Origin of the sequence: Azospirillum formosense (genome assembly GCF_040500525.1) — a bacterium.
GTDB lineage: Bacteria > Pseudomonadota > Alphaproteobacteria > Azospirillales > Azospirillaceae > Azospirillum > Azospirillum formosense_A.
In genome coordinates this window covers 2391902-2415947 of the sequence record NZ_CP159402.1, presented here as the reverse complement: position 1 = coordinate 2415947, position 24046 = coordinate 2391902, and the positions used below count along the sequence as shown (strand labels likewise).

Below are 24046 nucleotides of genomic sequence, written 5' to 3'. Positions count from 1 at the left end.
GGGGGCCGGCTCCCGCCTTTGCTGAGACCATTCCGATGAACAATGATCTGCTGGAAGCCGGCATGGCGACGGAGCAGCCCAAGACGCGGGTGCCGGTGACGCTGGAGCGTTCGCTGGCCGCCCTGTCCATGGCCGCCCTCTGCCTCGTCACCTTCGCCAACGTCGTGACGCGCTACCTGACCGACGTGTCCCTGGCCTTCACCGAGGAATATTCGATCTTCCTGCTGGTGGTCATGACGCTGTTCGGGTCCGCCGTCGCCGCCGCCGCCGACCGGCACATCCGCATCACCTTCCTCGCCGACAAGCTGCCGCCGCCCGTGCGCCGGGTGACGGAGCTGGTGGCCTGGACGGCGGCGCTCGCCATGTTCGGCCTGCTCGTCTGGTACGGCGGGCGCCTGACCTACGACCAGTGGCGGTTCGAGGAAACCTCGCCCGGCCTGGGCAACCCGCAATGGCTCTACACGGTCTGGCTTCCGCTGCTGTCGGCGGTGGTCGCCCTGCGCGTCATCGGGCGCCTGATCCGCACGGCGAAGGGGACCGCCTGATGGCGTTGACGATTCTGTTCGGCGGCTTCCTGCTGCTTCTGGTGATCGGCGCGCCGCTGGCGGTGGCCTTGGGGCTGGCGGGATCGCTGGCGATCCTCGACGCGCAGCTCGGCATCCTGTCGGTTCCGACCAACGTCTATGCCGGCATCGCCAAATACCCGCTGCTGGCCATCCCGGTCTTCATCCTGGCCGGCCTGATCTTCGAGCGGGCGGGCGTCGCCAAGCAGCTCGTCACCTTCGCCTCCTCCATCGTCGGGGCGAAGAACGGCGGGCTGGCCGTGGTGGCGATTCTGGTCTGCATGGTGATGGGCGGCATCTCCGGCTCCGGACCGGCCGACGCGGCGGCGGTCGCCACGGTGATGATCCCGTCCATGCACAAGGCCGGCTATCCCAAGGCCTTCTCGGCCAGCGTGATCGCGGCGGCGGCGGCGACGGCCATCCTGATCCCGCCTTCGGTCGCCTTCATCATCTACAGCGTCCTGGTGCCCCAGGCGTCGGTGCCGGCGCTGTTCGCGGCGGGGCTGATCCCCGGCATCCTGGCCGGCCTGTCGCTGCTGGCGCCGACGATCTGGCTGTCGCGCAAGCACGGCTTCGGCCTGAAGGACGCCGGGCCGCGCCCGCCCTTCTGGCGCAGCCTGCGGCAGGCGATCTGGGGATTGCTTGCCCCGGTCATCATCCTGGGCGGGCTGCGCACCGGCGCCTTCACCCCGACCGAGGCGGCGGTGGTCGCCGTCTTCTATGGTCTGGCCGTCGGCGTCTTCGTCTATCGCAGCCTGACCTGGCGCGAGCTGTACGAGGTGCTGGCCGAGGCGGCGGAGATGTCCGCCGTGGTTCTGCTCATCATCGCGCTGTCCAGCGTCTTCGCCTGGGCCGGCAGCACGATGGGCGCCTTCGACCGGGTCGCCGCCCTGGCGATCGACGGGGTGGGCAGCGAGGTTCTCGTCCTGCTCCTGCTGAACGTGGCGCTGCTGGCGCTGGGTATGGTGCTGGACGCGGTGTCGATCTTCCTGATCCTGCTGCCGCTGCTGACCCCGATCATGACCGCCTTCCACTGGGACCCGGTGTGGTTCGGCGTGATGCTGACCATGAACCTCGCCATCGGCCAGTTCACCCCGCCCATGGCGGTGAACCTGATGGTGACCACGCGGGTGGCCGGCATCAGCATGGAATCGACGGTGCGCTGGGTGCTGTGGATGGTCGCGGCGATGCTCGGCGCGCTGGTGCTGGTGACCTTCGTTCCGGAGCTGGCGCTCTGGCTGCCCCGGAAGCTCGGCTACCTGTAACCCTTCAGGTCTTGGCGCGGCGGGTGGCCAGCAGGATGCCCGCCGCGATCAGGCCGATGCCGGCGGCGTGGTAGAGGTGGGGCTGCTCGCCCAGGAACAGGATGGCGAGGACGCTCCCAAACACCGGCATCAGATGGATGCACATCCCCGCCGTGTTGGCGCCGACCAGCGCCACGGCGCGGTTGAAGCAGAGATAGGCGGCGATCGAGGGGAACAGCGCCACATAGGCGACCGCCCCCAACGCCGTCGGGGTGACCGGCATGGGGTTCCCGCCGACGCTTTCCCACAGATAGAAGGGCAGCAGCATCGCCGCCCCGCCCGCGAAGGTGACGGCGATGAAGCTGAGTCCGTGCACCGCCGGGCGGCGGCGCAGCAGGGCGGTGTAGGCGGCGTAGCCGAGCACCGCCGCCAGCACCCACAAATCCCCGGCGGCAAGCTGCAGCCCGATCAGCACCGCCGGGTCGCCCCGCGCGATCAGCGTCAGGGCGCCGGCCAGCGACACGGCGATGCCCACCCCCTGCAGCGGGGTCACGCGGTCGCCGAACAGGGCCAGGCTCATCAGCACGATCAGCACCGGCATGGAGGACTGCATCATCACCGCGTTCAGCGCCGTGGTGGTGTGCAGACCCACATAGAGGAAGGTGTTGAAGACGGCGATGCCCAGCGCCGACAGCAGCAGCACGACCGGCCACTGCTTGGCCAGCGCCCGCGCGTCGTGCCGCAGGTGCCGCCACGCGAAGGGCAGCACCAGCAGCATCCCCAGCGTCCAGCGCCAGAAGGCCAGCCCGACCGGCGGCACCTCGCCCGACACCGCGCGGCCCAGGACGGCGTTGCTGGACCAGAACAGCGGCGGCAACATCATCAGGAGCCAAGCCTGATCGAACAGGCGGCGGCGGGCGGGGGTGGCGTTGTCGCTCACGGCTGGCGGCTCATCGGTCTGGACGCATCAAGGCGGGGTCCGCGGCTCAGCCGCGGCGGCGCGGGGAGGCGAAGGGCGACAGGGGGCCGTCGCCGCGGGAACCCTCGCCACGGGGGCCGTCACCGCGCGGGCCGTCCGACCGGAAGCTCTCGCTGCGGGAGAACCCCTCGCGGCGCGGGCGGTCACCGCGGGGACCATCGCCGCGAGGACCGTCGCCACGTGGGCCGCGCCCCTCGCCACGGGGACCATCGCCGCGGCCTTCGCGCGGCGGCTTCGGCGGCTGGCGCATCTCCACCTCCAGCTCGGCGATGCGCTTCACCAGCGCTTCACGGATCGCCGGGGCCGCGTGGGACTTCAGGGTGGCGAGCTGCTCCTTCAACTGCTGGAGCTGAAGCTGCTTCTGCTCCCGCGTGCGCTTGATGGCGACGTTGTCGGAATGCTGGCCGTCGAAGGCGCGCATGAAAAGGTCCTCGTTGCAGAAAATAAGACACCCGCCGTGGCGGCCCAGCGGACGCCCGGTCGGGGAGCGCGGAATATTGGAAAGGCACCGGCGCCAAAGCAAGCCGGGAGTTTGCTCGGCCTGTGCGATAAAGCGGTTGACGGCGGCGGCCCGGATCACTTCGCCCCGGATCACGCCTCCGACGGACGCCGGCTGCGGAACAGCGCCGCCGCCTCGTCGAGATGGCGCGACAGGGCGGCGGCGGCCTCCTCCGGCCCGCTGCGCCGCGACCCTTGGACGCGGGCCTCCGCGGCGGCGGCGGCCAGGGCGGCGGGGTCGACGGCCAGGGCGGCCAGCCGCTCGACGAAGGCGTCGTAATCGGGGTGGACGAAGCGCGGACCGACGACGCTGGCGACGTCGCCGCCGGGAAGCGACAGCGGCACCGCTCCGGCGGCCAGGGCCTCGGCGGCGCTGGCGCCCCCGCCCGTCCGCCGAGGATTCACATAGGCGTCGCAGACCGTCAGCAGGGCGCCCATGTCCGACACATAGCCCAGGCACCGCAGCCGTGCTGCATGGCGTGACGCGGCCAGCCGCCGGGGCAGGGCGTTGGCGTACCCGGCGAAGACGGCGACGGCGCGCGGCGCGCGGTCGAACAGCGCCTCCAGCATGGCGAGGAAGGCGCCGTCCGCCTCATCGTCCAGCCGGTTGCCGACGACGGCGCAGACGAAGGCGCCCTCATCGAGCCCGAAGGCGGCGCGCGACCCATCGTTCCTCGGCGTGGCCCCGGCCAGCGAATGCAGGAAGCGGAAGGGCCGCCAGGAGCGGGCCAGCGGGCCGTGGACGGGGGCGCTTCCGCCGCCGAAATCCAGCACGATGTCGGCCAGCGACGGGGTGGCCCCGCTGGTGGTCGGAATGCACAGGGTGGGGCGCGTCCCGGCCATCAGGTCGGCGACGACGCAGGACCCGCCGAGCGACAGCACCGCGTCGGGATCGAAGGCCGCGATGGCCTCCAGGAACCAGGCGATCTTCCCGGGGCTGACGCAGGGCTCCACCGAGGACAGCATCCGGAAGGTGCGCCCGTCCGCCTCGATCCTCTGCTCACCGGAGAAGGCGGGCTCCACCGACGCCGCGAAGGAGGGCACGAACAGGCTGTGCACCTCCGCCGGCATGATGTTGGTGTTGAGGATCGCCACCTCCTTCCCGCAGCGGTCCTCCAGCAGGGCGGCGTAGGACAGCAGGTCGCGCGACGGCTGGTGGCGCAGCGACAGGAACTGGTTGGTCACCAGAACAACCCGCCCGGTGTCCACTCCCCCGGCCCGGCGGGCGGGCGGGACGATGGCCTGACGGCGGCGGATCTCGTCGAGGATGCGGCGGTAGAAGGGGAATTGCCGCTCCTCGAAGAAGCCGGGGCGGCTTGCCGGGTCCATGCGCATCAGGAACATCTGGCGCCCGATGCCGGCGTGGATGTGCAGCAGCCCCTCCAGCCCGGACTGCGCGACGTTGCCCTCGACCGCGTCGAGCAGCTCGTCGTAATAGCGCAGATCGCCCGAGACGGCGGCCATGGCCGACAGCAGCAGGACCGTGTCGGCCCCCCGCGCCAGCCGGGGCAACTCCCGCGCCGCCCGTGCCCGCTCGGCCCTGGGGCGGTCGAGAAAGGCCGCGCAGAGCGTCTCGATGGCCTTCAGGTCCCGCCCGCTCGTCACGGGCCGGCGCAGTGCTGCGGCGAGGTCGGCGAGGAAGGGAGATTGGGACATCGGCCTTGCTGCGGAAAGCGGCGCGATGAGTCATGCCACATATGGAAAGGCCCCGGAAGGCGTTACCTTCCAGGGCCTTAGAGTGGTGCCGCAGCAGGGATTTGAACCCCGGACCTACTGATTACGAATCAGTTGCTCTACCCCTGAGCTACTGCGGCGTCGACGTCGGTGCGTCGTGGGCGCGGAAATTAACCGGGGGGGCGGACCGGTGCAAGCGCTTTTTTGGGAGATGGATAAAATTATCCTTTCTGGCGGATGACGTCCAAAAAGGGGTCGGCATAACGCTCCAGTTTGCGGGCGCCGACGCCGGGCAGGCGGGCGAAGGCGGCGCGGTCCATCGGGCGCGTCGCGACCATCTCCAGCAGCGTGCTGTCGTGGAAGATCACATAGGGCGGCACCCCCTGCGCGCGGGCCAGTTCGGTGCGGCAGTCCTTCAGCGCGTGCCACAGCGCGTCGTCGGCGGGCGACAGGGCGCCGCGCGCACCGGCCCGCGACACGCCCTCTCCCGACAGGCCGCCGGAAGAGGAGGAACCGCCGCGGGAGACGTGGCGGCGCAGCGCGTCATGGACGCCACGGCGCTTCTCCACCACCGGGTCCTTGCGCAGCTTGACCGTCTGCTGGCCCTTGATGACCGGGATGCCCGCATCGGTCAGTCGAAAGCCGCCATAGCCCTCCAGGTCGACCGTCAGATAGCCGGCGGCGACGAGCTGGCGGTAGACCGACTGCCACTCCGCCTTGGACAGCTCCTTGCCGCAGCCGAAGGTCTTCAGCGCGTCGTGGGCCTGCTGCGCCACCTTCTCCGTGGCGTTGCCCAGCAGCACGTCGATCAGGTGACCGGCGCCGTAGCGCTGGCCGGTGCGGTAGACCGCCGACAGGGCCTTCTGCGCGGCGACGGTGCCGTCCCAGGTCTCCACCGGCTCCAGGCAGGTGTCGCAGTTCCCGCAAGGCGCCTCCAGCGTCTCGCCGAAGTAGTTCAGCAGCACCTTGCGGCGGCAGGCCGAGGTCTCGCAGAAGCCGAGCAGCGCCTCCAGCTTGGAGCGCTCGACGCGGCGGTGGGAATCGCCGGCCTCCGACTGCTCCAGCATCTGGCGCAGGCCGACCACGTCGGCCATGCCGTAGCTCATCCAGGCGTCGGCGGGCAGGCCGTCGCGCCCGGCGCGGCCGGTCTCCTGGTAGTAGGCTTCCAGGCTCTTGGGCGGGTCGAGATGGCAGACGAAGCGCACGTTCGGCTTGTCGATGCCCATGCCGAAGGCCACCGTCGCCACCATGACGATGCCCTCGCCCTTGATGAACAGGTCCTGGTTCGCCTCGCGCACCTCCGGCGGCAGGCCAGCGTGGTAGGGCAGCGCCTCCCGCCCCTGCTGGTTCAGCCAGTTGGCGGTGTCCTCGACCTTCGCCCGCGACATGCAGTAGATGATGCCGGCGTCCTCGGGGTGGTTCTCCCGCAGGAAGGCCAGCATCTGCTGGCGCTCGCTCTTCTTCGGGACGACGCGGTAGGTGATGTTGGGGCGGTCGAAGCTGGACAGGAAGACGCGGGCCTCGGTCAGCCCCAGCTTGTCCTTGATCTCCGCGCGGGTCTGCGCGTCCGCCGTGGCGGTCAGCGCGACGCGCGGCACGGTCGGGTGCCGCTCGTGCAGGATGGAGAGCTGGAGATACTCGGGCCGGAAATCATGCCCCCACTGGCTGACGCAATGCGCCTCGTCCAGCGCGAAGAGGGCGAGCTTGGTGCGGTCCAGCAGGTCGAGGAAGCGCGGGGTGACCAGACGTTCCGGCGCCACATAGACGAGGTCGATCTCGCCGCGGACCATGGCCCGCTCCACTTCGCGCGCCTCGGCGGCGTCGAGGGAGGAGTTCAGGAAGGCCGCCCGCACGCCCAGCTCGCGCAGCGCCGTCACCTGGTCCCGCATCAGCGCGATCAGCGGCGAGACCACCACCGTCACGCCGTCGCGCACCAGCGCCGGCACCTGGTAGCACAGCGACTTGCCGCCGCCGGTGGGCATGAGGACGAGCGCGTCGCCGCCACGGATGACGTGGGCGATGATGTCGGCCTGCTGCCCGCGGAAGGCGGAATAGCCGAAGACCGAGCGCAGCACCTCCAGGGCGGGGTTGCCGTCAGGGTCCTGGGCCGGCTCCGCCGAAGGGGTCTTGAAGTTGAAGAGCGAGTCCACGCCGATGCGGTTCAGATGCGGGTCCGTCTCTGGACGATTTAAAATCTGGTGTTCGGGTCAGAATCCGGTGGTCGGGATGCGATCGCGAACCCAACGGCTATGATGTGGCACAGATCACCCGATTCGTGAAGTCGCAATCCGGAAAGAGCGTGGGGACAAGGGTGGCGCATCGCGCGATGCGGGAAAAACCGTGGCGTTCTTCGGCCGGCTACAGCAGGTCGCGCAGCATCGCCACCAGCGGCACGTCGGCGGGGGGCATGGGGTAGTCGCCCATGCGGTTCGGGTAGACCCAGGCGAGCTTTTGCCCCTCCCGCGCCGTCACGTCGCCCTCCCAGACGCGGCAGACGAACAGCGGCATTAGCAGGTGGAATTTCTCGTAGCTGTGCGAGGCGAAGGTGAAGGGGGCGAGGCAGCTCGCCGCCGTGTCGATGCCCAGCTCCTCCTTCAGTTCGCGGACCAGGGCGGCCTCCGGGGTCTCGCCGGCGTCGACCTTGCCGCCGGGGAATTCCCACAGCCCGGCCAGCGACTTGCCGGGCGGGCGCTGGGCCAGCAGGACGCGGCCGTCGGCGTCCACCAGGGCCACCGCGACGACCAGCAGGGTCGGCAGGGAACCGGGGGCCGGGGTAGAGGAGGGATCGAAGCAGGCCGGCATCAGGCGGTCTCCGGGGTGAGGAACCGCCAGCGTCCGGCGGTCAGTTCATAATGGTCGCCATCGTCGTGGTCGGTGGCGCCCTGCGGCGTGAAGCCGACCGTCTCCAGCAGACGGCGGGAGCGGTGGTTGTCCGGAGCGATCCGCGCCCACAGGCGGGGCAGGCCCAGCGCGAAGGCGGCGGGGACGACGGACCGCAGCATCTCCGTGCCATAGCCGATCCCTTGGTGCGGCCGGCCGAGCCAATAGCCGACCTCGCCGTCCGCCAGGATCACCCCGATGCCGCCCACCGGCTGCCCGTCGTCTTTGCGGATCGCCAGCAGATCGAGCGACGCGCGCTCCGCCCGGTTTCGGGCGGCCAGGGCGACCCAGGCGCGTCCGTCCTTCGGGCCGTAGGGATGGGGCACGCGGGCGAGCCAGCGCGCCACCTCCCAATCCCCGATCAGCGGCGCGAAACGCTCCACATCCTCCAGGCGGAAGGGGCGGAGCGTCAGCCGCGCCGTGTCGAGGCGGTCGGGCAGGGGCGCGCCGGTCATGACGTCAGGGCCGGTCTCAGCTCCGGTAGGAGCCGTTGATGTCGATGTAGCCGTGGGTCAGGTCGCAGGTCCAGACGCGGGCCTTGCCGGTGCCGATGCCCAGGTCGATGTGGACGTCGATCTCCTGGCCCTTCATGTGGGCGGCGACCGGCGCCTCGTCGTAGCCCGGAACCTCCATGCCCTCGGCGCAGATCAGCGTGCCGCCGATGGTGATCTTGATGAGGTCGCGGTCGGCCCGCTCGCCGGCCCGCCCGATGGCGGCGACGATGCGGCCCCAGTTGGCGTCCTCGCCGGCCAGCGCGGTCTTGACCAGCGGGGAGTTGGCGACGGTGAGCGCGATGCGCTTGGCGGCCGCGTCGCTCTCGGCGCCGACCAGCGTGATCGAGACGAACTTGGTCGCCCCCTCGCCGTCGCGCACGATCTGCAGCGCGAGGTCGAGCATCACCTCCTCCAGCGCCTTGCGGAACGCGGCCAGCTCCGGCGCCTGGGCGTCGGTCACCGGGGCGTTGCCGGCCTTGCCGGTGGCGAACAGCAGCAGCGTGTCGCTGGTCGAGGTGTCGCCGTCCACCGTGATGGCGTTGAAGCTGCGCTCGGTGAACTCCGACAGCATGGACTGCAGCGCCGGGGCGGCGATGGCCGCGTCGGTGAAGAGGAAGCCGAGCATGGTCGCCATGTCCGGGGCGATCATGCCGGAGCCCTTGGCGAAGCCGCTGATCGTCACCGTCGTCCCGCCGATGGCGACCTGACGGGTCGAGCCCTTGGCGAAGGTGTCGGTGGTCATGATGGCCCGCGCGCCGGCCTCCAGCGCCGCCGAGTCGTCCTTCAGCGCCGGGACCATGCCCGGCAGCACCTTGGCGATGGCGTCGGCGGCCAGCGGGATGCCGATCACGCCGGTGGAGGCGACGTAGACCTCGTCGGTGGCGCAGCCGGCGATCTTCGCCGCGGCCTCGACCGTCGCCTGGACGGTGGCGTCGCCGGCCTTGCCGGTGAAGGCGTTGGCGTTGCCGGCGTTGACCACGACCGCGCGGGCCGAGCCGCGGGGCAGGCTGTCGCGGCACCAGATCACCGGGGCCGAGCAGGTCAGCGACTTGGTCAGCACGCCGGCCACCGTCGTGCCCGCGTCGAGCACGGCCAGCATCAGGTCGTCACGGCCCTTGTATCGGATGCCGCTGTTGGCGGTGGCGATGCGCACGCCCGCCACGGGCGGGAGCGTCGGGAAGCCGGCGGGTGCCAAGGGGGAGACGGTCGTGGCCATGGGGACGGGCTCGTGGGGCTGGTGGAGCGGGGGGGGTGGACAGTGATTGGGATGCAAGGCGCTTGCCCCCTCCCTGACCCTCCCCCGCTGGGCGGGGGAGGGGATCAATCTCCCTCCCCTGCGAAAGCGGGGGAGGGAAGGGGCCCGCGGCGTCAGCCGTGGGAAGGGTGGGGGCAACCGCTGCCGGAGCTTAGTTCTTCTTCGGCTCTTCGGCCTTCGGGGCCGGGGCGTCCGTGGCCGGCTCCTCCTTCGGCATCGGCGAGCCGTCGAGCTGGAAGGTCTCGACCTTGGCGACCTTGCGCAGGTCGTCGACGACGTTGGTCACGATGTCCTTGCTGAGCTGCTGCTCGAGCTGCGGCTTGACCTCGTCCAGGGTCGGCTGCGGCTGGGTGCGCTTGTCCTCGACCTTGATGATGTGCCAGCCGAACTGCGTCTTCACCGGCTCCTTGCTCACCTCGCCCTTCTTCATGGCGAAGGCGGCGTCGGCGAAGGGCTCGACCATCGTGTCCTTGGTGAAGTAGCCGAGGTCGCCGCCCTGCTCGGCGGCCACCGGGTCCTTCGACTTCTCCTTGGCGAGCTTGGCGAAGTCGCCGCCCTTGTTGAGCTGGGCGATGATCGCCTTGGCCTCGTCCTCCTTCTCGACGAGGATGTGGCTGGCCTTGACCTCTTCCTGGGCCGGGTTCTGCTTCAGGAAAGCCTGATAGGCCTCGTCCAGCTTGGCCGGGGTGATGCGCGACTGCACTTCCTTCTGGATGTAGGCGCGCTGCACCGCGCGCTCCTCGGCGCGCTTGATCTCGTCCTTGACCTCCGGCGTGCCGGCGAGGTTGGCCTTGTAGCCGGCCTCGGCCACCAGCTTGGAGTTCACGAGCTGCTCGATCACCGCCGGGTAGATCATCTCCAGCGGCATCTGCTGCACCTGCGGGGGAAGCTGGGCGACCATGCGCTGGACGTCGGAGCGGTGGACCGCCTCGCCGTTGACGCGGGCCACCACCGGGTCGGCGTCCGCCGGGGCGGGAGCGGCCTGCGCGGCGGGGGCGGGCGTGGCCGCGGGAGCCGGAGCCGGAGTCTGGGCGTGTGCGGCCAGCGCGAGGCCGCAGGCGGCCATCGACAGCAGGGCGGCGCGGAACACTCGATTCACCATGGAGTCTTTTCCTTCCGGCGGATGTGTCTTGTCACGGTCAAGGGCATGACAGAACGTCTTATGATTGGTGGCGGCCGTTGATTGGCGGTGGTTGTGCGGACGATCCGGCCCCGCGCCCGAATCCGCGGGGGATTAAGCATGGGTTCGCGGCGCGGGGCAAGCGGTCGTGATGCGCGGCCATGCCGCCTTCCTCCGGCCCCTTGCTTCGACCGTGTTCAAGGCGATATGGCGGCGGAACGGTGGTGCTTCCAGGGCGCGCCACACGCCGGTCCACGCGTCGTGCAGGGCCGGCACCCCCGCGACGCACGCCTGAAAGGGCCGGGCAAAGGGGCGGGTCTCGTTGACAGAAACTTGCTTCGGGCCTATGTGAGACCGGTCAAAAAGCCGGCTTCACGACGTTCCACCCCCGAGGTTTTCATGTTCGGTGCTCTCGCCCGCAAGATTTTCGGCACCGCCAACACGCGCACGGTCAAGGCGCTGCAAAAAACCGTCCAGCAGATCAACGCGCTGGAGCCGGAGTTGGCGGCGCTTTCCGACGACGCCCTGCGCGCCCGCACCGACTGGCTGCGCGGCCGGCTGTCGCAGGGCGAGACGCTCGACGCCATCCTGCCCGACGCCTTCGCCACCGTGCGCGAGGCGGGCAAGCGCGTGCTGGGGCAGCGGCACTACGACGTGCAGTTGATGGGCGGCATGGTCCTGCACCAGGGCAAGATCACCGAGATGCGCACCGGCGAGGGCAAGACGCTGGTCGCCACACTGGCCGTCTACCTGAACGCGCTGGAAGGCAAGGGCGTCCACGTCGTCACCGTGAACGACTATCTGGCCTCGCGCGACAGCGCCTGGATGGGCCGCATCTACGGCTTCCTCGGCCTGACCACCGGCTGCATCGTGCACGGGCTGGACGACGAGGAGCGCCGCGCCGCCTACGCCGCCGACATCACCTACGGCACGAACAACGAGTTCGGCTTCGACTATCTGCGCGACAACATGAAGTTCCGCCTGGAGGACATGGTCCAGCGGCCCTTCAACTTCGCCATCGTCGACGAGGTCGACTCGATCCTGATCGACGAGGCGCGCACCCCGCTGATCATCTCCGGCCCGTCGACCGACTCGTCGGACATGTACATCCAGGTCGACCGCCTGATCCCGCAGCTGACGCGGGACGACTATGAGATGGACGAGAAGAACCGCACGGTCAGCCTGTCCGAGGCCGGGCAGGAGCACATGGAGCAGCTGCTGGCCGAGGCCGGGCTGCTGAAGTCGGGCGGCCTCTACGACATCCAGAACGTGGCGCTGGTCCACCACGCCCAGCAGGCGCTGCGCGCCTACACGCTGTTCCAGCGCGACAAGGACTACATCGTCAAGGACGACAAGGTTATCATCATCGACGAGTTCACCGGCCGCATGATGGAGGGCCGCCGTTATTCGGAAGGCCTGCACCAGGCGCTGGAGGCCAAGGAGAAGGTGACGATCCAGCGCGAGAACCAGACGCTCGCCTCCATCACCTTCCAGAACTACTTCCGCATCTACCCGAAGCTGGCCGGCATGACCGGCACGGCGATGACCGAGGCGGCGGAGTTCGCGGAGATCTACGGCCTCGAGGTCGTGGACATGCCGACCAACGTGCCGGTCCAGCGCAAGGACATGGACGACGAGGTCTACCGCAAGGCGTCGGAGAAGTACGACGCGATCATCGACCTGATCGAGGACGCCCGCAAGCGCCAGCAGCCGGTGCTGGTCGGCACCACCTCCATCGAGAAGTCCGAGCTGATCGCCGAGCTGCTGAAGAAGCGCGGCATCCCGCACAACGTGCTGAACGCCCGTCACCACGAGCAGGAAGCCTACATCGTCGCCCAGGCGGGCCGTCCGGGCGCCGTCACGGTCGCCACCAACATGGCCGGCCGCGGCACCGACATCCAGCTCGGCGGCAACGTCGAGATGCGCATCCAGATGGAGCTGGCCAACCTGCCCGAGGGGCCGGAGCGCGACGCCAAGGTCAAGCAGATCGAGGCCGAGGTGGCCGAGGCGCGCGAGCTGGTCAAGCAGGCCGGCGGCCTCTACGTCGTCGGCACGGAGCGGCACGAGAGCCGGCGCATCGACAACCAGCTGCGCGGCCGTTCGGGCCGTCAGGGCGATCCGGGCGCCTCGAAGTTCTTCCTGTCGCTGGACGACGACCTGATGCGCATCTTCGGGTCTGAGCGCATGGACGCCATGCTGCAGCGCCTGGGCCTGAAGGAGGGGGAGGCGATCATCCACCCCTGGATCAACAAGGCGCTGGAGAAGGCCCAGACCAAGGTCGAGGCCCATCATTTCGAGGTCCGCAAGAACCTGCTCAAGTTCGACAACGTCATGAACGACCAGCGCAAGGTCGTCTATGAGCAGCGCCGCGAGATCATGGACACCGAGGACATCGCCGAGACCGTCCAGGAGATGCGCCATCAGGTCATTTCCAACATGGTCAACAAGGCGATCCCGCCGAACTCCTACTCCGAGGCCTGGGACATCGCCGGCCTTCACGAGGAGGTGAACCGTCTCCTGGGCATGGACCTGCCGGTGGCCGACTGGGCCAAGGAGGAGGGCATCGCCGAGCCGGAGATCGAGGAGCGCGTCCGCGAGGCCGCCGACCGCAAATACGCGGAGAAGGTGGAGAATTACGGCGCTGACACCATGCGCCACGTGGAGAAGAGCCTGCTGCTGCAGATCCTCGACCAGGAATGGAAGGATCACCTGCTCCAGCTCGACCATCTGCGCCAGGGCATCAGCCTGCGCGCCTATGCCCAGAAGGACCCGCTGAACGAGTACAAGCGCGAAGCCTTCGAGCTGTTCGAGACCATGCTGACGACCCTGCGTGAGCAGGTGACCGCCGTGCTGATGCATGTCGAGATCCGCATGGCCCCGCAGCCGGAGGAGCTGTACGCCCGTCCGCCGCAGGAGATGCACGAGGGCCGCGACGACCCGGCCCTGGCAATGGCGGAAGCGGGAGCCGGGGCCGCCCAGGGCTATCCGCCGGCGGACGCGCCGCTGCCCGCCGGCATGGTCCGCCGCGAGGCCGCCGCCTCGGTGGTGCCGGGGGCCGACCCCAACGCCTGGGCGAACACGCCGCGCAACGCGCCCTGCCCCTGCGGCTCGGGCCAGAAGTACAAGCACTGCCACGGCAAGGTGGCGTAAGCGCCGCCGCGACGAACGCCGCCGGGGACGTTCGGGAGGGGGCCGGGCCGCAGGGTCCGGCCCCTTTCCTTTTGCGGTTCCGGAAACTTCGGCTGGGCTGTGGCGTTCTTCCCGTCAACAAGCGGGAGCGCAGCCATGTTGCAGGAATTCAAGACCTTCATCAGCCGCGGCAACGTTGTGGAGCTGGCCGTCGGAATCATCATCGGCGCGGCCTTCACCGGCATCGTCAACTCGCTGGTCAAGGACATGCTGATGCCGCCCATCGGCTGGATCATGGGCGGGATCGACTTCTCCAACTACTTCCTGAACCTGTCCGGCGGCCATTACGAGAGCCTCGCCGCGGCGGAGGCGGCGGGGGCGGCGACCATCAACTACGGCCGCTTCATCAACGCCCTGATCAACTTCTTCATCGTCGCGGGGGCGCTGTTCCTCATCGTGCGGCAGGTCAATCGCCTGCATTTCCTCCACGAGTCCAAGCCGAAGGCGCCGCCCCGCCAGGAGGTTCTGCTGGAGGAGATCCGGGATGCGCTGCGCGCACGGCAGGCACCCGCCGCGGGGGACACGACGCGACCGGGTGCGTGAAAGAATCTTCTTGGATTGTGCAGCGCAACCCATTATGTAAGGCGTCTTGATCGCTGGAGGCTCGCGCGTCTCTTGAGCGAGACGCGCTTTGATATTGCGGGACGGCCTTCCTTGGGACCCGGCCACCCGTTGCTTCGGACAGACGCCTCTCCCTCTTCCGACCTCCTCCCGGCGAAAACGCCGGCGTTCCACCGCTCACCATCCTGGTGCGGCGGCCGTGCGCCGTCATGGTCCTGAGGAAAGGTTACCCTACTTGTCGTCCATCGAAATCACCGCCGCCGACGCCCTCGTTGTCGAGACCGTTGCCACCGAGGCCTCTGTCACCGAGACCGCCGTCGCCGACGCTACCGTGACCGACACCACCGACACCGTCACCCCCAACGCTTTCGCCGGGCTGGGCGTTCACCCGCTGGTCGTGAAGGCGCTTGAGGCGTTTGAGTACAACACCCCGACCCCGGTCCAGGCCGAGGCGATCCCGCCGGCCCTGGAAGGCCGCGACATCCTGGCGACCGCCGAGACGGGCACCGGCAAGACCGCCGCCTTCATGCTGCCGGCGCTGACCCGCACCGTCGAGCTGCCGCGCCTCGGCGTCGCCGCCCCGCGCGTGCTGGTGCTGGCCCCGACCCGCGAGCTGGCCAAGCAGGTCACCGACGCCGCCCGCAAGTACGCCAAGTTCATGAAGTACAACATCGTGGACGTGGTTGGCGGCATGCCCTACCGCGACCAGCTGCGCCTGCTGTCGCGCGCGGTGGACGTGATGGTGGCCACGCCGGGCCGCCTGCTCGACCACGTGTCGCGCAACCGCATCGACCTCAGCGCCGTCGAGGTGCTGATCCTGGACGAGGCGGACCGCATGCTGGACATGGGCTTCCTGGACGATGTGGAAACCATCGCCAAGTGCTGCCCGGACAACCGCCAGACGCTGCTGTTCACCGCCACGCTGGACCGCCGCATGGCCCAGCTCGCCGGCAACCTGTTGCGCAACCCGGTGCGCGTCGCCGTGGAAAGCGCCACCACCTCGGTGAACGTCGAGCAGCGCCTGCACCACGCCGACGACATGGACCATAAGCGCCGCCTGCTGAAGCACTTCGCGGACCAGCCCGAGGTCGGCAAGGCGATCATCTTCGCCGCCACCAAGCGCGACGCCGATGCGCTGGCCGAGGAGCTGAGCGACGCCGGCCACGCCGCCGCCGCCCTGCACGGCGACATGGACCAGTTCAAGCGCAACCGCACGCTCCAGCGCCTGCGCACCGGGCAGGTCCGCCTGCTGGTGGCGACCGACGTGGCGGCGCGCGGCATCGACGTGCGCGACATCACCCACGTCATCAACTTCGACCTGCCGCGCTCGGCGGAGGACTATGTCCACCGCATCGGCCGCACGGGCCGTGCGGGCGCCTCGGGCGTGGCGATCTCCTTCGCCGCCCGCGCCGACCGCGACGCCCTGTTCCGGATCGAGCGCTACACCGGCACCCGCCTCGACATCCATGTCGTTCCGGGCCTGGAGCCGCAGCGTCCGTTCCAGACCGGCGGCGGCGGCCGTCCGGCGGGCCGTTCGGGCCGTCCGGGTGGCGGCAACGGCGGCGGCTACAACAAGAAGCCGTGGGTGCGCAACGCCGGCGGCGCCGAGGGCGGCAAGCCGAACGGCGGCCCGGGTGGCCGTCCGCAGGGCCGTCCGATGAACCGCAACGAGCATGGCCGCAGCGACCACGCCCGCAACGAGCACGGCGGTCACGCCCGCCGCGACTCCCAGGGCGGCAAGCCGGTCCACCGGGCGTCCAAGTGGTAACAGCGGTTCGCCGCTGACATGAAAAAGGCGCGGTCCTTCGGGATCGCGCCTTTTTTCTTGCGCGGGTCGCGGCGTGGCGGGCAAGACTTCACACGGATTTCATGGATCGACGCAAGGATTTCACGGATTTTTTTAAATAATATGTATCGGAATCCAGCTTCTCTTGTGCGAGGCACCAGGGATGGCGGTGGACGAATAAATAGAAATCCGTGCAATCCGTGTGAAGTCTTGTCCCCCGCACCCGCGCTTTACAGCCCCGCGATCCCCCACAGCAGCAGCGCCACCAGCAGGGCCAGGATCAGCCCCGCCACGGCGTAGACCGCCAGCGCCCGCCCGATGTCGGCGGCGGTGGCCCGCGCCCGGCCCTCGCCGATCCAGGCTTCGGTGATGACCACGCCGCCGTCGCGGTGCGGCCCGCCCAGCGCCAGACCCAGCGCGCCGGCCATGGCGGCGGTCGGCCAGCCCATGTTGAGCGAGGCCGCCTTGCCGCCGTCCCGCATCATCGTGCGGAAGGCGCCGCCGGCGTTCGCGCCGGCGAAGGGCGCGGCCAGCGCCAGGAGAACCGCGGCCAGCCGCGCCGGGATGGCGTTCAGCGCGTCGTCCAGCCGCGCCGCGGTCTGGCCGAAGCGCTCGTGCCGCACGCCGGCGTGGCCCAGCGCGGTGTCGGCGCCGTCCACCACCGCCCAGACCAGCAGGCCGGGCACGCCCAGCAGGGCGTAGCCGAAGACCGGGGCCACCAGCTTGCGGGCGAAGCCCTTGGCGGCGGCCTCGATGGCGGCGCGGGCGATGCCGTGCTCGTCTAGGCTGAAGGCGTGGCGGCGGGTGAGGGGGGCGACGGCCTCCCGCGCCGGGGCGACGCCGCCCGTGTCCAGGGCGCGGGCCACCGCGCGCACCCGCGCCCAGGCGCTGCGCCCGCGCAGGGTGGCGAGGATCACCGCCAGTTCCAGCAGCCAGCCGCGGCTCTGCGCGCCGATCCGCTCGACGATCAGGCCGACGGCGACGGCGGCCAGCACGAGCGCCAGCACGACCAGGGCGCCGCGCAGCAGGCGGGCGGTCTTGCCGCGCTCCACCCGGTTCAGCCGCCGGTCGGCCCAGGCGCAGAGTCGTTGCGCCAGCGCCGCCGGGTCGGGCAGGACGCGTCCGATCCGGTCGCCCGCGGCGGCGTCGATGGCCAGGGCCAGCAGCAGCAGGAACAGCGGCCCGGGACCGTTCAGGGGGGCGGCGCCGAGGAGGGCGGAGAGCGGGGCGTCGCCCATCGCGGCCTCAGCGCGCGCCGGCCTGGCGCAGCAGGTTCGCCACGCGGGCGTTGCGGCTGTCCTGCGCCCAGCTCAGCGTCGTGCGGCCGGTGAAATCGGTGCGGTCGGCCTGCGCCCCGGCCTTCAGAAGCCGCTCCACCAGATCGACGCGGCCGAAGCGCGCCGCGGTCATCAGCGGGGTGATGCCCTGGCGGTTGTCCTGGTCGACCTTGGCGCCCTTGGCCAGAAGAAGGTCCACCGCCTCCGGCGCGTCGGCCTCCACCGCGTAGTGCAGCGGGGTGTTGCCGGACTTGTCGGCGCGGTTGGGGTTGGCCCCGCCGTCCAGCAGAAGCCGCACCAGCTCCGGATGGCCGTTGCCGATGGCCAGCAGCAGGACGGGCCGTCCGCTGGCGTCGACCTGATTCGGATTCTCCCCCTTCAGCAGCAGCAGCCGCAGCGCGCTGGCGTCGTTGGACGTCACCGCCTTGACCATGGAGGGGCCTTCCAGAAGGTTGATCTGGGCCAGGACCGGAGCGGCGGCGGGGGCGGTCAGGCCGAGGGCCAGCAGACTGAGCAACAGCAGCCGTTTCATGGCGCGTCCTTTTGTGCGATCCGTGTGTGTGATCCGTCTTTCGGCCGGGGATACTATCCAGTTTGGCCCGGTTTGGCGACGGCGACCCGCTGCAATGGAGCCGCCCATGGTCCGCAACCCGCTCGCCCGACACATCGCCCTGTTCCTGGCGGTGAAGGCCGCGCTGATCGCGCTGGGCCTGTGGTGGTTCCTCGGCACCATGCCGGAGCCGCGCGGCGTGGTGACCCCGCCCCCCGCCGCGGGAAAGCCCTGACGCCGCGTGGCCTGCCGCCGGGAACCTCCGCTTGGCGCCCATGGTTGAAGCTCAACCGGGAAGCGCAACAGGGGAAGACCGCCATGACCTTCGAAAGTGATGTGAACGCGAACCGCTCCGGCGGCCATCTGCGTGGCGCCGTGCGCGAGGCCGTGGGCATCTTCGCCAGCCGCGACGCCCTGCAGAAGGTCGTCGACGAGCTGACCCTCGCCGGCTTCCAGCGTCACGAGCTGAGCGTGCTCGCCAACGACGAGACCATCCGCGACCATCTCGGCCATGTGCCGCAGCGGGCGGAGGACATCGCCCACGACCCCGACGCGCCGCGCCAAGCCTACGTCTCGCCCGAGGATGTCGGCAGCGTGAAGGGCGTGGCGGTGGGCTTCCCGGCCTATGTCGGGGCGATCCTGGCGACCGGCGCCGTCCTGGCCACCGGCGGCACCGCCCTGGCGGCGGCCGCCGCGGCGGCGGCGGCGGGCGTGGGCGGCGGCGCCATGGGCTCGGTCATGTCGAACTGGCTGACCGACAAGCGCAACGAGCCGATGCTCCAGCACCTCGACAAGGGCGGCATCCTGCTGTGGGTCAATCTGGCCGACGCCGGGCGCGAGCAGCAGGCGCTGGAGATCATGAACCGCCACGCCGCCCAGCCGGTGGAGGTGCACGAGGTGGCGCAGTCCGGCTCCGAGACCTGAACCCTGCAGGCCCGAGCCGGCGCGGGACGGAGCCCGTTGACCCAGGACCCGTTGACCCAGGACCCGTTGACCCAGGGCCCGTTGACCCAGGTCATGGCCTTCACGGCGGGCTTCCCCTATACACGGGCGGTCTTCCAACCGGAGGTCCGCCGTGGACGCCCATTCGGCTCTGACGCTTCTCGAAGCCGGCCTCAACCAGTGCGCCATCGTCATCGACCGCGACGGCGGGCTGCTGGTCGCGCTGCTGACCGCCGGGCTGGTCGGGGGATCGACTCACTGCGCGGGCATGTGCGGCCCCTTCGTTCTGGCCCAGGTCACCGCCCGGCTGGAGCAGGTCCCGGCTTCGCGGATGAGCGAGTTCCACCGGCTGGCCGGGGCGGCGGTGCTGCCCTACCATCTGGGACGCGGCACCACCTACACGCTGATCGGCGCGGCGGCGGCGGCGGTCGCCGGCCATGTCGGGGCGCTGCCGGGATTGAAATGGCTGTCGGTGGCGCTGCTGGCCTTCGCGGCGCTGTTCTTCCTCGGCTACGCGGTGAAGGGCCTGACCGCCTGGGTGCCGAAGCTCGACGGCGCGGTGCAGCGCTGGTGGGGCGACCGGGTGTCCCGGCTGGCCCGCCCTCTGTTCGGCAACCCCACGGGCTGGCGCGGCTATGGGCTGGGGCTGGCGTTGGGCTTCATCCCCTGCGGTCTTCTCTACGGCGCGGTGGCGGTGGCCGCGGCGAGCGGCAGCGCGCTGACCGGGGCGCTGGGCATGGCGGCCTTCGCGCTGGGCACCCTGCCGAGCCTGCTGGCGGTCGGCCTCGCCGGCCATCTCGCGGGGCGCACGTGGCGCTCCGCGGTGGCGCGGGCGGCACCGGTCATCATGGTGGTGAACGCCGGGGTGCTGGGCTGGATGGCGATCCGGATGATCGGGTGAGGCTGCGGACCGCGGTCGATCCCGCCCCGCTCCGGATTACGGACCCTTCTCCGCCGCCCCCTTGAGCGCCGCCCCCTTGAGCGCCTCGCCCAGCGGGACCTCGCCGCAGCCGGGCTTCAGCGGCTGCTGCTGGCTCTCGTGCGGCGACCAGCCGGCCAGATAGAGGATCTGGAAGGTCGCCTCGATGCGCCCGTCCGGCTCGGCGTAGCGCTCGGCGTAGCGGCGGGCGGCGTCGAACAGCAGGGCGCGGGTGGCCGGCACCTTGCGGCGGGCCAGGACGGCGTTGGTCTCGCCCATGCCGCGCAGGTCGCGCATCAGCCGGAAGGCGTCGCTGTAGGTGACGGTGATGACGTCGCTGTCCACCACCGGCAGGGCGAAGCCGGCGCGCTGCATCAGCCCGCCGACGTCGCGGATCTCGGCGAAGGGCGACACGCGGGGCGACACGCCGCCGGCCACCTCCATCTCCGCCTCGTACAGGCAGCGGCGCAGCTCCAGCAGCGTTTCCCCGCCCAGCATGGCCGCGCAGAAGAAGCCGTCGGGCTTCAGCGCCTGCCGCACCTGGACCAGGGCCCCCGGCAGATCGTTGACCCAGTGGAGGCTGAGGTTGCTGACCACGAGGTCGAAGGTCTCCGGCACGAAGGGCAGCAGCTCCTCGTCGGCGGCAACGGCCAGCGGACCCGCCCGCCGGGCGAAGCCGGGGGAGAGGTCGCAGGCGACCAGCGTCTCGACGCCCTTGCGCCCGCGCAGCGTCCGCCCCATCACCCCGTCGTGGGCGCCGAGGTCGAGCACGGTGGGAAAGGGCCGGGCCACGTCCTCCAACCGGTCGACGAGGCGTTCGGCCACCTCCTCGAACAGGAAGGCGTGCTCGGCAAAGGCGGGGACGGCGCGGTCGCGGCGGCGGCGGACGAGCGCGCGGTCGAAGACGGTCATGCTGTCGGGCGTGGTCATGCCCGCAATATAGCCCAGCCCCGGCGGGCTACAACCATCGGCGAAAGGGCGGGGCCGTGCTATGGTCGGCCCCGAACCTGCGGGAGCTTGCCATGGGCATCGAGGAAGCCATCGGCGCCACTTACGAGGCGCTGATCGTCATCATCAAGATCACCACCCCGGTCCTCGTCGTCACCACGGTGCTCGGCATGGTGCTGACCATCTTCCAGCAGGCGACCAACATCAACGAATCGACGCTGCAGCAGGACCTCAAGATCTTCGCGACGCTGGCGATCCTGTTCATCACCGGCCCGGCCATCTACATCGCGCTGCGCGACTACACCTTCGTGATCTTCGACCGCATCGCCGGCCTGAACTGACCTGGACTGAGGGGGGCGCGCCGCCATGGCCTTTCCGCAGCGGTTGGCGACCAGCCTCTGGACGGGGATTCTCGACACGCTGCTGCCGCCGCGCTGCCTGTGCTGCGGCGGGGCGGTGGACCGGCAGGGCGGCCTCTGCGCGCCGTGCTGGAGCGGTCTGAGCTTCATCGCGCCCCCGCTCTGCGCCTGTTGCGGCACGCCCTTCGAGTTCGCGCTGGAGGGCGAGCCGCTGTGCGGCGCCTGCATCGCCGAGCCGCCGCTCTTCGCCCGCGCCCGCGCCGTCCTGGCCTACGACGACGGCAGCCGCCCGCTGGTCCTCGGCTTCAAGCACGGCGACCGCATCCACGCCGCCGGGGCCTATGGCGCGTGGCTGGCCCGCGCCGGGGCGGAACTGCTGGCCGACGCCGATCTGCTGGCCCCGGTGCCGCTGCACCGGCTGCGGCTGTTCCGGCGCCGCTACAACCAGGCGGCCCTGCTCGCCCAGGCGGCGGGGCGGCAGGCCGGGCGCCCGGTGGTTCCCGACCTTCTGGTCCGCCGCCGCTCCACCCCGTCGCAGGGCGGGCTCGACCGCTCGGGGCGGCGGCGGAACGTCAAGGGCGCCTTCGCGGTCCGGCCGGGGCTGGAGGCGCGGGTGACGGGAAAGCGGATCGTGCTGGTCGACGACGTGCTGACCACCGGCGCCACCCTGTCGGAATGCGCGCGGGTGCTGCTGCGCGCCGGGGCGGAGCGGGTGGACGCGCTGACCCTGGCGCGCGTCGTCAAGACGTGAGCCGGGAACGTGAGCCATGAAAACGTAACGGGTGACGCCGTGCGGCGGTTGATCTTATAACCGTTCAAAACAGCCAAGGAGCCCTCCGCATGGCCGACGTCGTCATCTACACCACGCCCTTCTGCCCCTATTGCTCGCGCGCCAAGCGTCTGCTCGACAGCAAGGGGGTGGCGTATGAGGAGATCGACCTCTACATGCAGCCGGGCCGCCGCGAGGAGATGGTGCAGCGGGCCGAGGGGCGCATGACGGTTCCGCAGATCTTCATCGACGGGAAGCCCTACGGCGGCTCCGACGACATTCACGCGCTGGACCGTGCCGGCAAGCTCGACCCCATCCTGGGAATCGGGGGATGAGCGGCGTCCTGAAGGCTGCCTGCGTCCAGGTCAACGCGGGCACGGAAATCCTTCCGAACCTTCAGGCGGCGGGCGATCTGGTCCGCCGGGCGCGCGACGCCGGAGCGGACTTCATCGCCCTGCCCGAGAATGTCAGCATGATCGTGCAGGGCCGCGCCAAGGTGCTGGAACGGGTGAGGACGGCCGACGAGCATCCGGCGATCCCCTTCTTCGCCGACCTGGCGCGGGAGACCGGGGCCTGGCTGCTCGCCGGGACGCTGGGCGTCCTGCTCGACGACGGGCGGGTGGCCAACCGCAGCTATCTGTTCGACGCCGAGGGGCGGGCCGTCGCCCATTACGACAAGCTCCACATGTTCGACGTCGACCTGAAGGGCGGGGAGAGCTACCGCGAGTCCGCGACCTTCCGGCCCGGCGACCGCGCGGTCCTGGCCGCCACGCCGTGGGGCGGGGTCGGCATGACCGTCTGCTACGACCTGCGCTTCGCCTATCTCTACCGGGCGCTGGCCCAGGCGGGGGCGTCGATCCTGACGGTGCCGGCGGCCTTCACGGTCCCGACCGGGCGGGCGCACTGGCACACGCTGCTGCGCGCCCGCGCCATCGAGACGGGCTGCTTCGTCCTGGCCCCGGCCCAGACCGGCAGCCACGACCAGGGACGGCTGACCTACGGCCATTCCCTGATCGTCGCCCCCTGGGGCGAGGTGCTGGCCGACGCCGAGGAGGCGGTGGGCTTCGTCCTGGCGGAACTGGACATGGACCGCGTCGAGGAGGCCCGCCGCATGGTGCCGGCCCTCACCCATGACCGGACCTTCACGCTCGACCGGGTCGGCTTCTGACGGGGGCCTTCCGAGCGGGCGGGGCGCCGCCGGGAGAGGTCAGAGCAGCGTGTGCTCGACCAGGATCTTGGTGCCGATGCCGAGCAGGGCGAGACCGCCGAGAATCTCCGCCTTGCGGCCGAGCAGCGGACCGGCCTTGCGCCCGATCAGCACGCCGCCGAAGGCCATGACCGCGGTCACCAGACCGATGATGACGCAGGCCTGGACGATGTTCACGTCGACCACGGCGAGGCTGACGCCGACCGCGCTGGCGTCGATGCTGGTCGCCAGCGCGGTGAGGACGAGCTGCATGGGGCCGAGCTGACCCTTGCGCGCCGGTTGTTCCCCGGATTCCGGCGCGGCCTCCGTCCTCATGCCCTGGCGGATCATGTTGCCGCCGACCAGGGCGAGCAGCCCGAAGGCGACCCAATGGTCGACGCTGGCGATCCAGGCGCTGACGGCGATGCCGACCATCCAGCCCAGGGCCGGGGTGACGGCTTCGAAGAAACCGAAATAGGCGCCGACGCGGAGCGCGTCGACCAGCCGCGCGCGCTCGCTCGCCGCGCCCTTGCCGACGGCCGCGGCGAAGGCGTCCACCGACAGGCTGAAGCCGAGAAGCAGAAGAGTGGTTGCGGTCAAACCGGGAATCCCCTGGGCCAAGACGGACCGACGGCGCGACGGTCCCATGGCCCTCCGGGACGTCGCGCCGTTGGTCTCACCAAGCCCGGCTTCGCCGGTGCCGTCTGCGCCACGGTCGCCCGGACCGAGTTTGTTGACGCAGGCTCCTTCGCGGCGTGGCGAAGGACGGTTACTCCCCAAAAACGCGGGCGGACCCTAGCGACCCCGTTTTCAAGCGTCAATTCATATGAACAGATGTTGAATTATTTGTAAT

24 protein-coding genes, 1 tRNA gene and 1 riboswitch are annotated in these 24046 nt (G+C 70.4%); of the genes, 12 read left to right on the top strand and 13 right to left on the bottom strand.

What is annotated here, in order from left to right; all coding sequences use genetic code 11:
- Positions 1-35 precede the first annotated feature (35 nt).
- Together ABVN73_RS11555 and ABVN73_RS11550 are read left to right on the top strand one after the other, a co-directional pair.
- Positions 36-545 carry a TRAP transporter small permease gene (locus ABVN73_RS11555; RefSeq protein WP_247895749.1) on the top strand — a complete coding sequence of 170 codons (510 nt, stop codon included), beginning with the start codon at positions 36-38 and terminating at the stop codon, positions 543-545.
- Positions 545-1828 carry a TRAP transporter large permease gene (locus ABVN73_RS11550; protein WP_137139408.1) on the top strand — a complete coding sequence of 428 codons (1284 nt, stop codon included), beginning with the start codon at positions 545-547 and terminating at the stop codon, positions 1826-1828. The genes ABVN73_RS11555 and ABVN73_RS11550 overlap by 1 nt, the downstream gene beginning before the upstream one ends.
- Positions 1829-1832: 4 nt before the next feature.
- Here ABVN73_RS11550 and ABVN73_RS11545 read toward each other — a convergent pair whose 3' ends face one another.
- The 9 genes from ABVN73_RS11545 to ABVN73_RS11505 all read right to left on the bottom strand — a co-directional run bounded on the left by ABVN73_RS11545 (position 1833) and on the right by ABVN73_RS11505 (position 10689).
- Positions 1833-2747: a DMT family transporter gene (locus ABVN73_RS11545; protein ID WP_353858115.1), complete on the bottom strand. Its 915-nt coding sequence runs from the start codon at positions 2745-2747 to the stop codon at positions 1833-1835.
- A 46-nt stretch (positions 2748-2793) separates the two neighbouring features.
- On the bottom strand, positions 2794-3207 hold the full coding sequence (locus tag ABVN73_RS11540) for a hypothetical protein (protein WP_114861952.1): 414 nt from the start codon (positions 3205-3207) through the stop codon (positions 2794-2796).
- Positions 3208-3377: 170 nt separating this feature from the next.
- A complete protein-coding gene (locus ABVN73_RS11535; protein WP_353858114.1) occupies positions 3378-4940 on the bottom strand; it encodes a glycosyltransferase in 1563 nt (520 codons plus the stop codon).
- 83 nt (positions 4941-5023) lie between these two features.
- Positions 5024-5098, bottom strand: a tRNA-Thr gene (locus ABVN73_RS11530).
- 81 nt (positions 5099-5179) lie between these two features.
- Entirely contained in the window at positions 5180-7108 is a 1929-nt protein-coding gene (recQ, locus tag ABVN73_RS11525; protein WP_353858113.1) for a DNA helicase RecQ, read from the bottom strand.
- A 208-nt stretch (positions 7109-7316) separates the two neighbouring features.
- Entirely contained in the window at positions 7317-7760 is a 444-nt protein-coding gene (locus ABVN73_RS11520; protein WP_137103614.1) for a (deoxy)nucleoside triphosphate pyrophosphohydrolase, read from the bottom strand.
- On the bottom strand, positions 7760-8293 hold the full coding sequence (locus ABVN73_RS11515) for a GNAT family N-acetyltransferase (RefSeq protein WP_353858112.1): 534 nt from the start codon (positions 8291-8293) through the stop codon (positions 7760-7762). Before ABVN73_RS11515 ends, ABVN73_RS11520 begins: the two co-directional genes overlap by 1 nt.
- Positions 8294-8309: 16 nt before the next feature.
- The gene (gene argJ / locus ABVN73_RS11510) at positions 8310-9548 is read right to left on the bottom strand and encodes a bifunctional glutamate N-acetyltransferase/amino-acid acetyltransferase ArgJ (RefSeq protein ID WP_353858111.1); all 1239 of its coding nucleotides are present in this window, start codon (positions 9546-9548) and stop codon (positions 8310-8312) included.
- 190 nt (positions 9549-9738) lie between these two features.
- A complete protein-coding gene (locus ABVN73_RS11505) occupies positions 9739-10689 on the bottom strand; it encodes a peptidylprolyl isomerase (RefSeq protein ID WP_353858110.1) in 951 nt (316 codons plus the stop codon).
- A gap of 417 nt (positions 10690-11106) precedes the next feature.
- Here ABVN73_RS11505 and secA point away from each other — a divergent pair, with 417 nt between their 5' ends.
- The 3 genes from secA (at position 11107) to ABVN73_RS11490 (ending at position 16225) form a co-directional block, all read left to right on the top strand.
- On the top strand, positions 11107-13857 hold the full coding sequence (secA, locus tag ABVN73_RS11500) for a preprotein translocase subunit SecA (RefSeq protein ID WP_353858109.1): 2751 nt from the start codon (positions 11107-11109) through the stop codon (positions 13855-13857).
- Between the two features lie 135 nt (positions 13858-13992).
- Entirely contained in the window at positions 13993-14439 is a 447-nt protein-coding gene (gene mscL, locus ABVN73_RS11495; protein ID WP_353858108.1) for a large conductance mechanosensitive channel protein MscL, read from the top strand.
- A gap of 253 nt (positions 14440-14692) precedes the next feature.
- Positions 14693-16225 (top strand): DEAD/DEAH box helicase, encoded by a 1533-nt coding sequence (locus tag ABVN73_RS11490; RefSeq protein WP_353858107.1) that lies wholly within the window; start codon positions 14693-14695, stop codon positions 16223-16225.
- Between the two features lie 248 nt (positions 16226-16473).
- Here the strand turns inward: ABVN73_RS11490 and ABVN73_RS11485 are convergent, their stop codons facing one another.
- Together ABVN73_RS11485 and ABVN73_RS11480 are read right to left on the bottom strand one after the other, a co-directional pair.
- A complete protein-coding gene (locus ABVN73_RS11485) occupies positions 16474-17481 on the bottom strand; it encodes a cobalamin biosynthesis protein (RefSeq protein WP_353858106.1) in 1008 nt (335 codons plus the stop codon).
- Positions 17482-17488: 7 nt separating this feature from the next.
- Positions 17489-18052, bottom strand: coding sequence for an ankyrin repeat domain-containing protein (locus ABVN73_RS11480; protein WP_353858105.1), 564 nt, complete (start codon positions 18050-18052; stop codon positions 17489-17491).
- A gap of 106 nt (positions 18053-18158) precedes the next feature.
- Between ABVN73_RS11480 and ABVN73_RS11475 the strand changes: the two genes are divergently transcribed.
- From ABVN73_RS11475 to ABVN73_RS11465, 3 genes are all read left to right on the top strand, one after another.
- Positions 18159-18305 (top strand): hypothetical protein, encoded by a 147-nt coding sequence (locus ABVN73_RS11475; protein ID WP_353858104.1) that lies wholly within the window; start codon positions 18159-18161, stop codon positions 18303-18305.
- A gap of 83 nt (positions 18306-18388) precedes the next feature.
- Positions 18389-18994 (top strand): hypothetical protein, encoded by a 606-nt coding sequence (locus ABVN73_RS11470; protein WP_353858103.1) that lies wholly within the window; start codon positions 18389-18391, stop codon positions 18992-18994.
- A 151-nt stretch (positions 18995-19145) separates the two neighbouring features.
- Positions 19146-19913, top strand: a complete 768-nt coding sequence (locus tag ABVN73_RS11465) for a sulfite exporter TauE/SafE family protein (RefSeq protein ID WP_353858102.1) — start codon at positions 19146-19148, stop codon at positions 19911-19913.
- 36 nt (positions 19914-19949) lie between these two features.
- Here the strand turns inward: ABVN73_RS11465 and ABVN73_RS11460 are convergent, their stop codons facing one another.
- A complete protein-coding gene (locus ABVN73_RS11460; RefSeq protein WP_353858101.1) occupies positions 19950-20861 on the bottom strand; it encodes a methyltransferase domain-containing protein in 912 nt (303 codons plus the stop codon).
- A 56-nt stretch (positions 20862-20917) separates the two neighbouring features.
- Here ABVN73_RS11460 and ABVN73_RS11455 point away from each other — a divergent pair, with 56 nt between their 5' ends.
- The 4 genes from ABVN73_RS11455 to ABVN73_RS11440 all read left to right on the top strand — a co-directional run bounded on the left by ABVN73_RS11455 (position 20918) and on the right by ABVN73_RS11440 (position 23175).
- A complete protein-coding gene (locus tag ABVN73_RS11455) occupies positions 20918-21220 on the top strand; it encodes a flagellar biosynthetic protein FliQ (RefSeq protein ID WP_353858100.1) in 303 nt (100 codons plus the stop codon).
- A 25-nt stretch (positions 21221-21245) separates the two neighbouring features.
- Entirely contained in the window at positions 21246-21989 is a 744-nt protein-coding gene (locus tag ABVN73_RS11450) for a ComF family protein (RefSeq protein WP_353858099.1), read from the top strand.
- Between the two features lie 89 nt (positions 21990-22078).
- Complete coding sequence (grxC, locus tag ABVN73_RS11445; protein ID WP_353858098.1) at positions 22079-22342, top strand: glutaredoxin 3; 264 nt, start codon at positions 22079-22081, stop codon at positions 22340-22342.
- Positions 22339-23175, top strand: coding sequence for a carbon-nitrogen hydrolase family protein (locus tag ABVN73_RS11440; RefSeq protein WP_353858097.1), 837 nt, complete (start codon positions 22339-22341; stop codon positions 23173-23175). Before grxC ends, ABVN73_RS11440 begins: the two co-directional genes overlap by 4 nt.
- A gap of 39 nt (positions 23176-23214) precedes the next feature.
- Here the strand turns inward: ABVN73_RS11440 and ABVN73_RS11435 are convergent, their stop codons facing one another.
- Complete coding sequence (locus ABVN73_RS11435) at positions 23215-23793, bottom strand: manganese efflux pump MntP family protein (protein WP_353858096.1); 579 nt, start codon at positions 23791-23793, stop codon at positions 23215-23217.
- Positions 23794-23875: 82 nt separating this feature from the next.
- A riboswitch (yybP-ykoY riboswitch) is annotated at positions 23876-23985 on the bottom strand.
- Between the last annotated feature and the right edge of the window lie 61 nt (positions 23986-24046).

Coding starts and splice junctions, on each gene's coding strand:
- ABVN73_RS11440 (WP_353858097.1), top strand. CDS start 22,339: ATGAGCGGCGTCCTGAAGGCTGCCTGCGTCCAGGTCAACGCGGGCACG.
- ABVN73_RS11475 (WP_353858104.1), top strand. CDS start 18,159: ATGGTCCGCAACCCGCTCGCCCGACACATCGCCCTGTTCCTGGCGGTG.
- secA (WP_353858109.1), top strand. CDS start 11,107: ATGTTCGGTGCTCTCGCCCGCAAGATTTTCGGCACCGCCAACACGCGC.
- ABVN73_RS11515 (WP_353858112.1), bottom strand. CDS start 8,293: ATGACCGGCGCGCCCCTGCCCGACCGCCTCGACACGGCGCGGCTGACG.
- grxC (WP_353858098.1), top strand. CDS start 22,079: ATGGCCGACGTCGTCATCTACACCACGCCCTTCTGCCCCTATTGCTCG.
- mscL (WP_353858108.1), top strand. CDS start 13,993: ATGTTGCAGGAATTCAAGACCTTCATCAGCCGCGGCAACGTTGTGGAG.
- ABVN73_RS11450 (WP_353858099.1), top strand. CDS start 21,246: ATGGCCTTTCCGCAGCGGTTGGCGACCAGCCTCTGGACGGGGATTCTC.
- ABVN73_RS11520 (WP_137103614.1), bottom strand. CDS start 7,760: ATGCCGGCCTGCTTCGATCCCTCCTCTACCCCGGCCCCCGGTTCCCTG.
- argJ (WP_353858111.1), bottom strand. CDS start 9,548: ATGGCCACGACCGTCTCCCCCTTGGCACCCGCCGGCTTCCCGACGCTC.
- ABVN73_RS11550 (WP_137139408.1), top strand. CDS start 545: ATGGCGTTGACGATTCTGTTCGGCGGCTTCCTGCTGCTTCTGGTGATC.
- ABVN73_RS11535 (WP_353858114.1), bottom strand. CDS start 4,940: ATGTCCCAATCTCCCTTCCTCGCCGACCTCGCCGCAGCACTGCGCCGG.
- ABVN73_RS11505 (WP_353858110.1), bottom strand. CDS start 10,689: ATGGTGAATCGAGTGTTCCGCGCCGCCCTGCTGTCGATGGCCGCCTGC.
- ABVN73_RS11470 (WP_353858103.1), top strand. CDS start 18,389: ATGACCTTCGAAAGTGATGTGAACGCGAACCGCTCCGGCGGCCATCTG.
- ABVN73_RS11540 (WP_114861952.1), bottom strand. CDS start 3,207: ATGCGCGCCTTCGACGGCCAGCATTCCGACAACGTCGCCATCAAGCGC.
- ABVN73_RS11485 (WP_353858106.1), bottom strand. CDS start 17,481: ATGGGCGACGCCCCGCTCTCCGCCCTCCTCGGCGCCGCCCCCCTGAAC.
- ABVN73_RS11480 (WP_353858105.1), bottom strand. CDS start 18,052: ATGAAACGGCTGCTGTTGCTCAGTCTGCTGGCCCTCGGCCTGACCGCC.
- ABVN73_RS11460 (WP_353858101.1), bottom strand. CDS start 20,861: ATGACCACGCCCGACAGCATGACCGTCTTCGACCGCGCGCTCGTCCGC.
- ABVN73_RS11555 (WP_247895749.1), top strand. CDS start 36: ATGAACAATGATCTGCTGGAAGCCGGCATGGCGACGGAGCAGCCCAAG.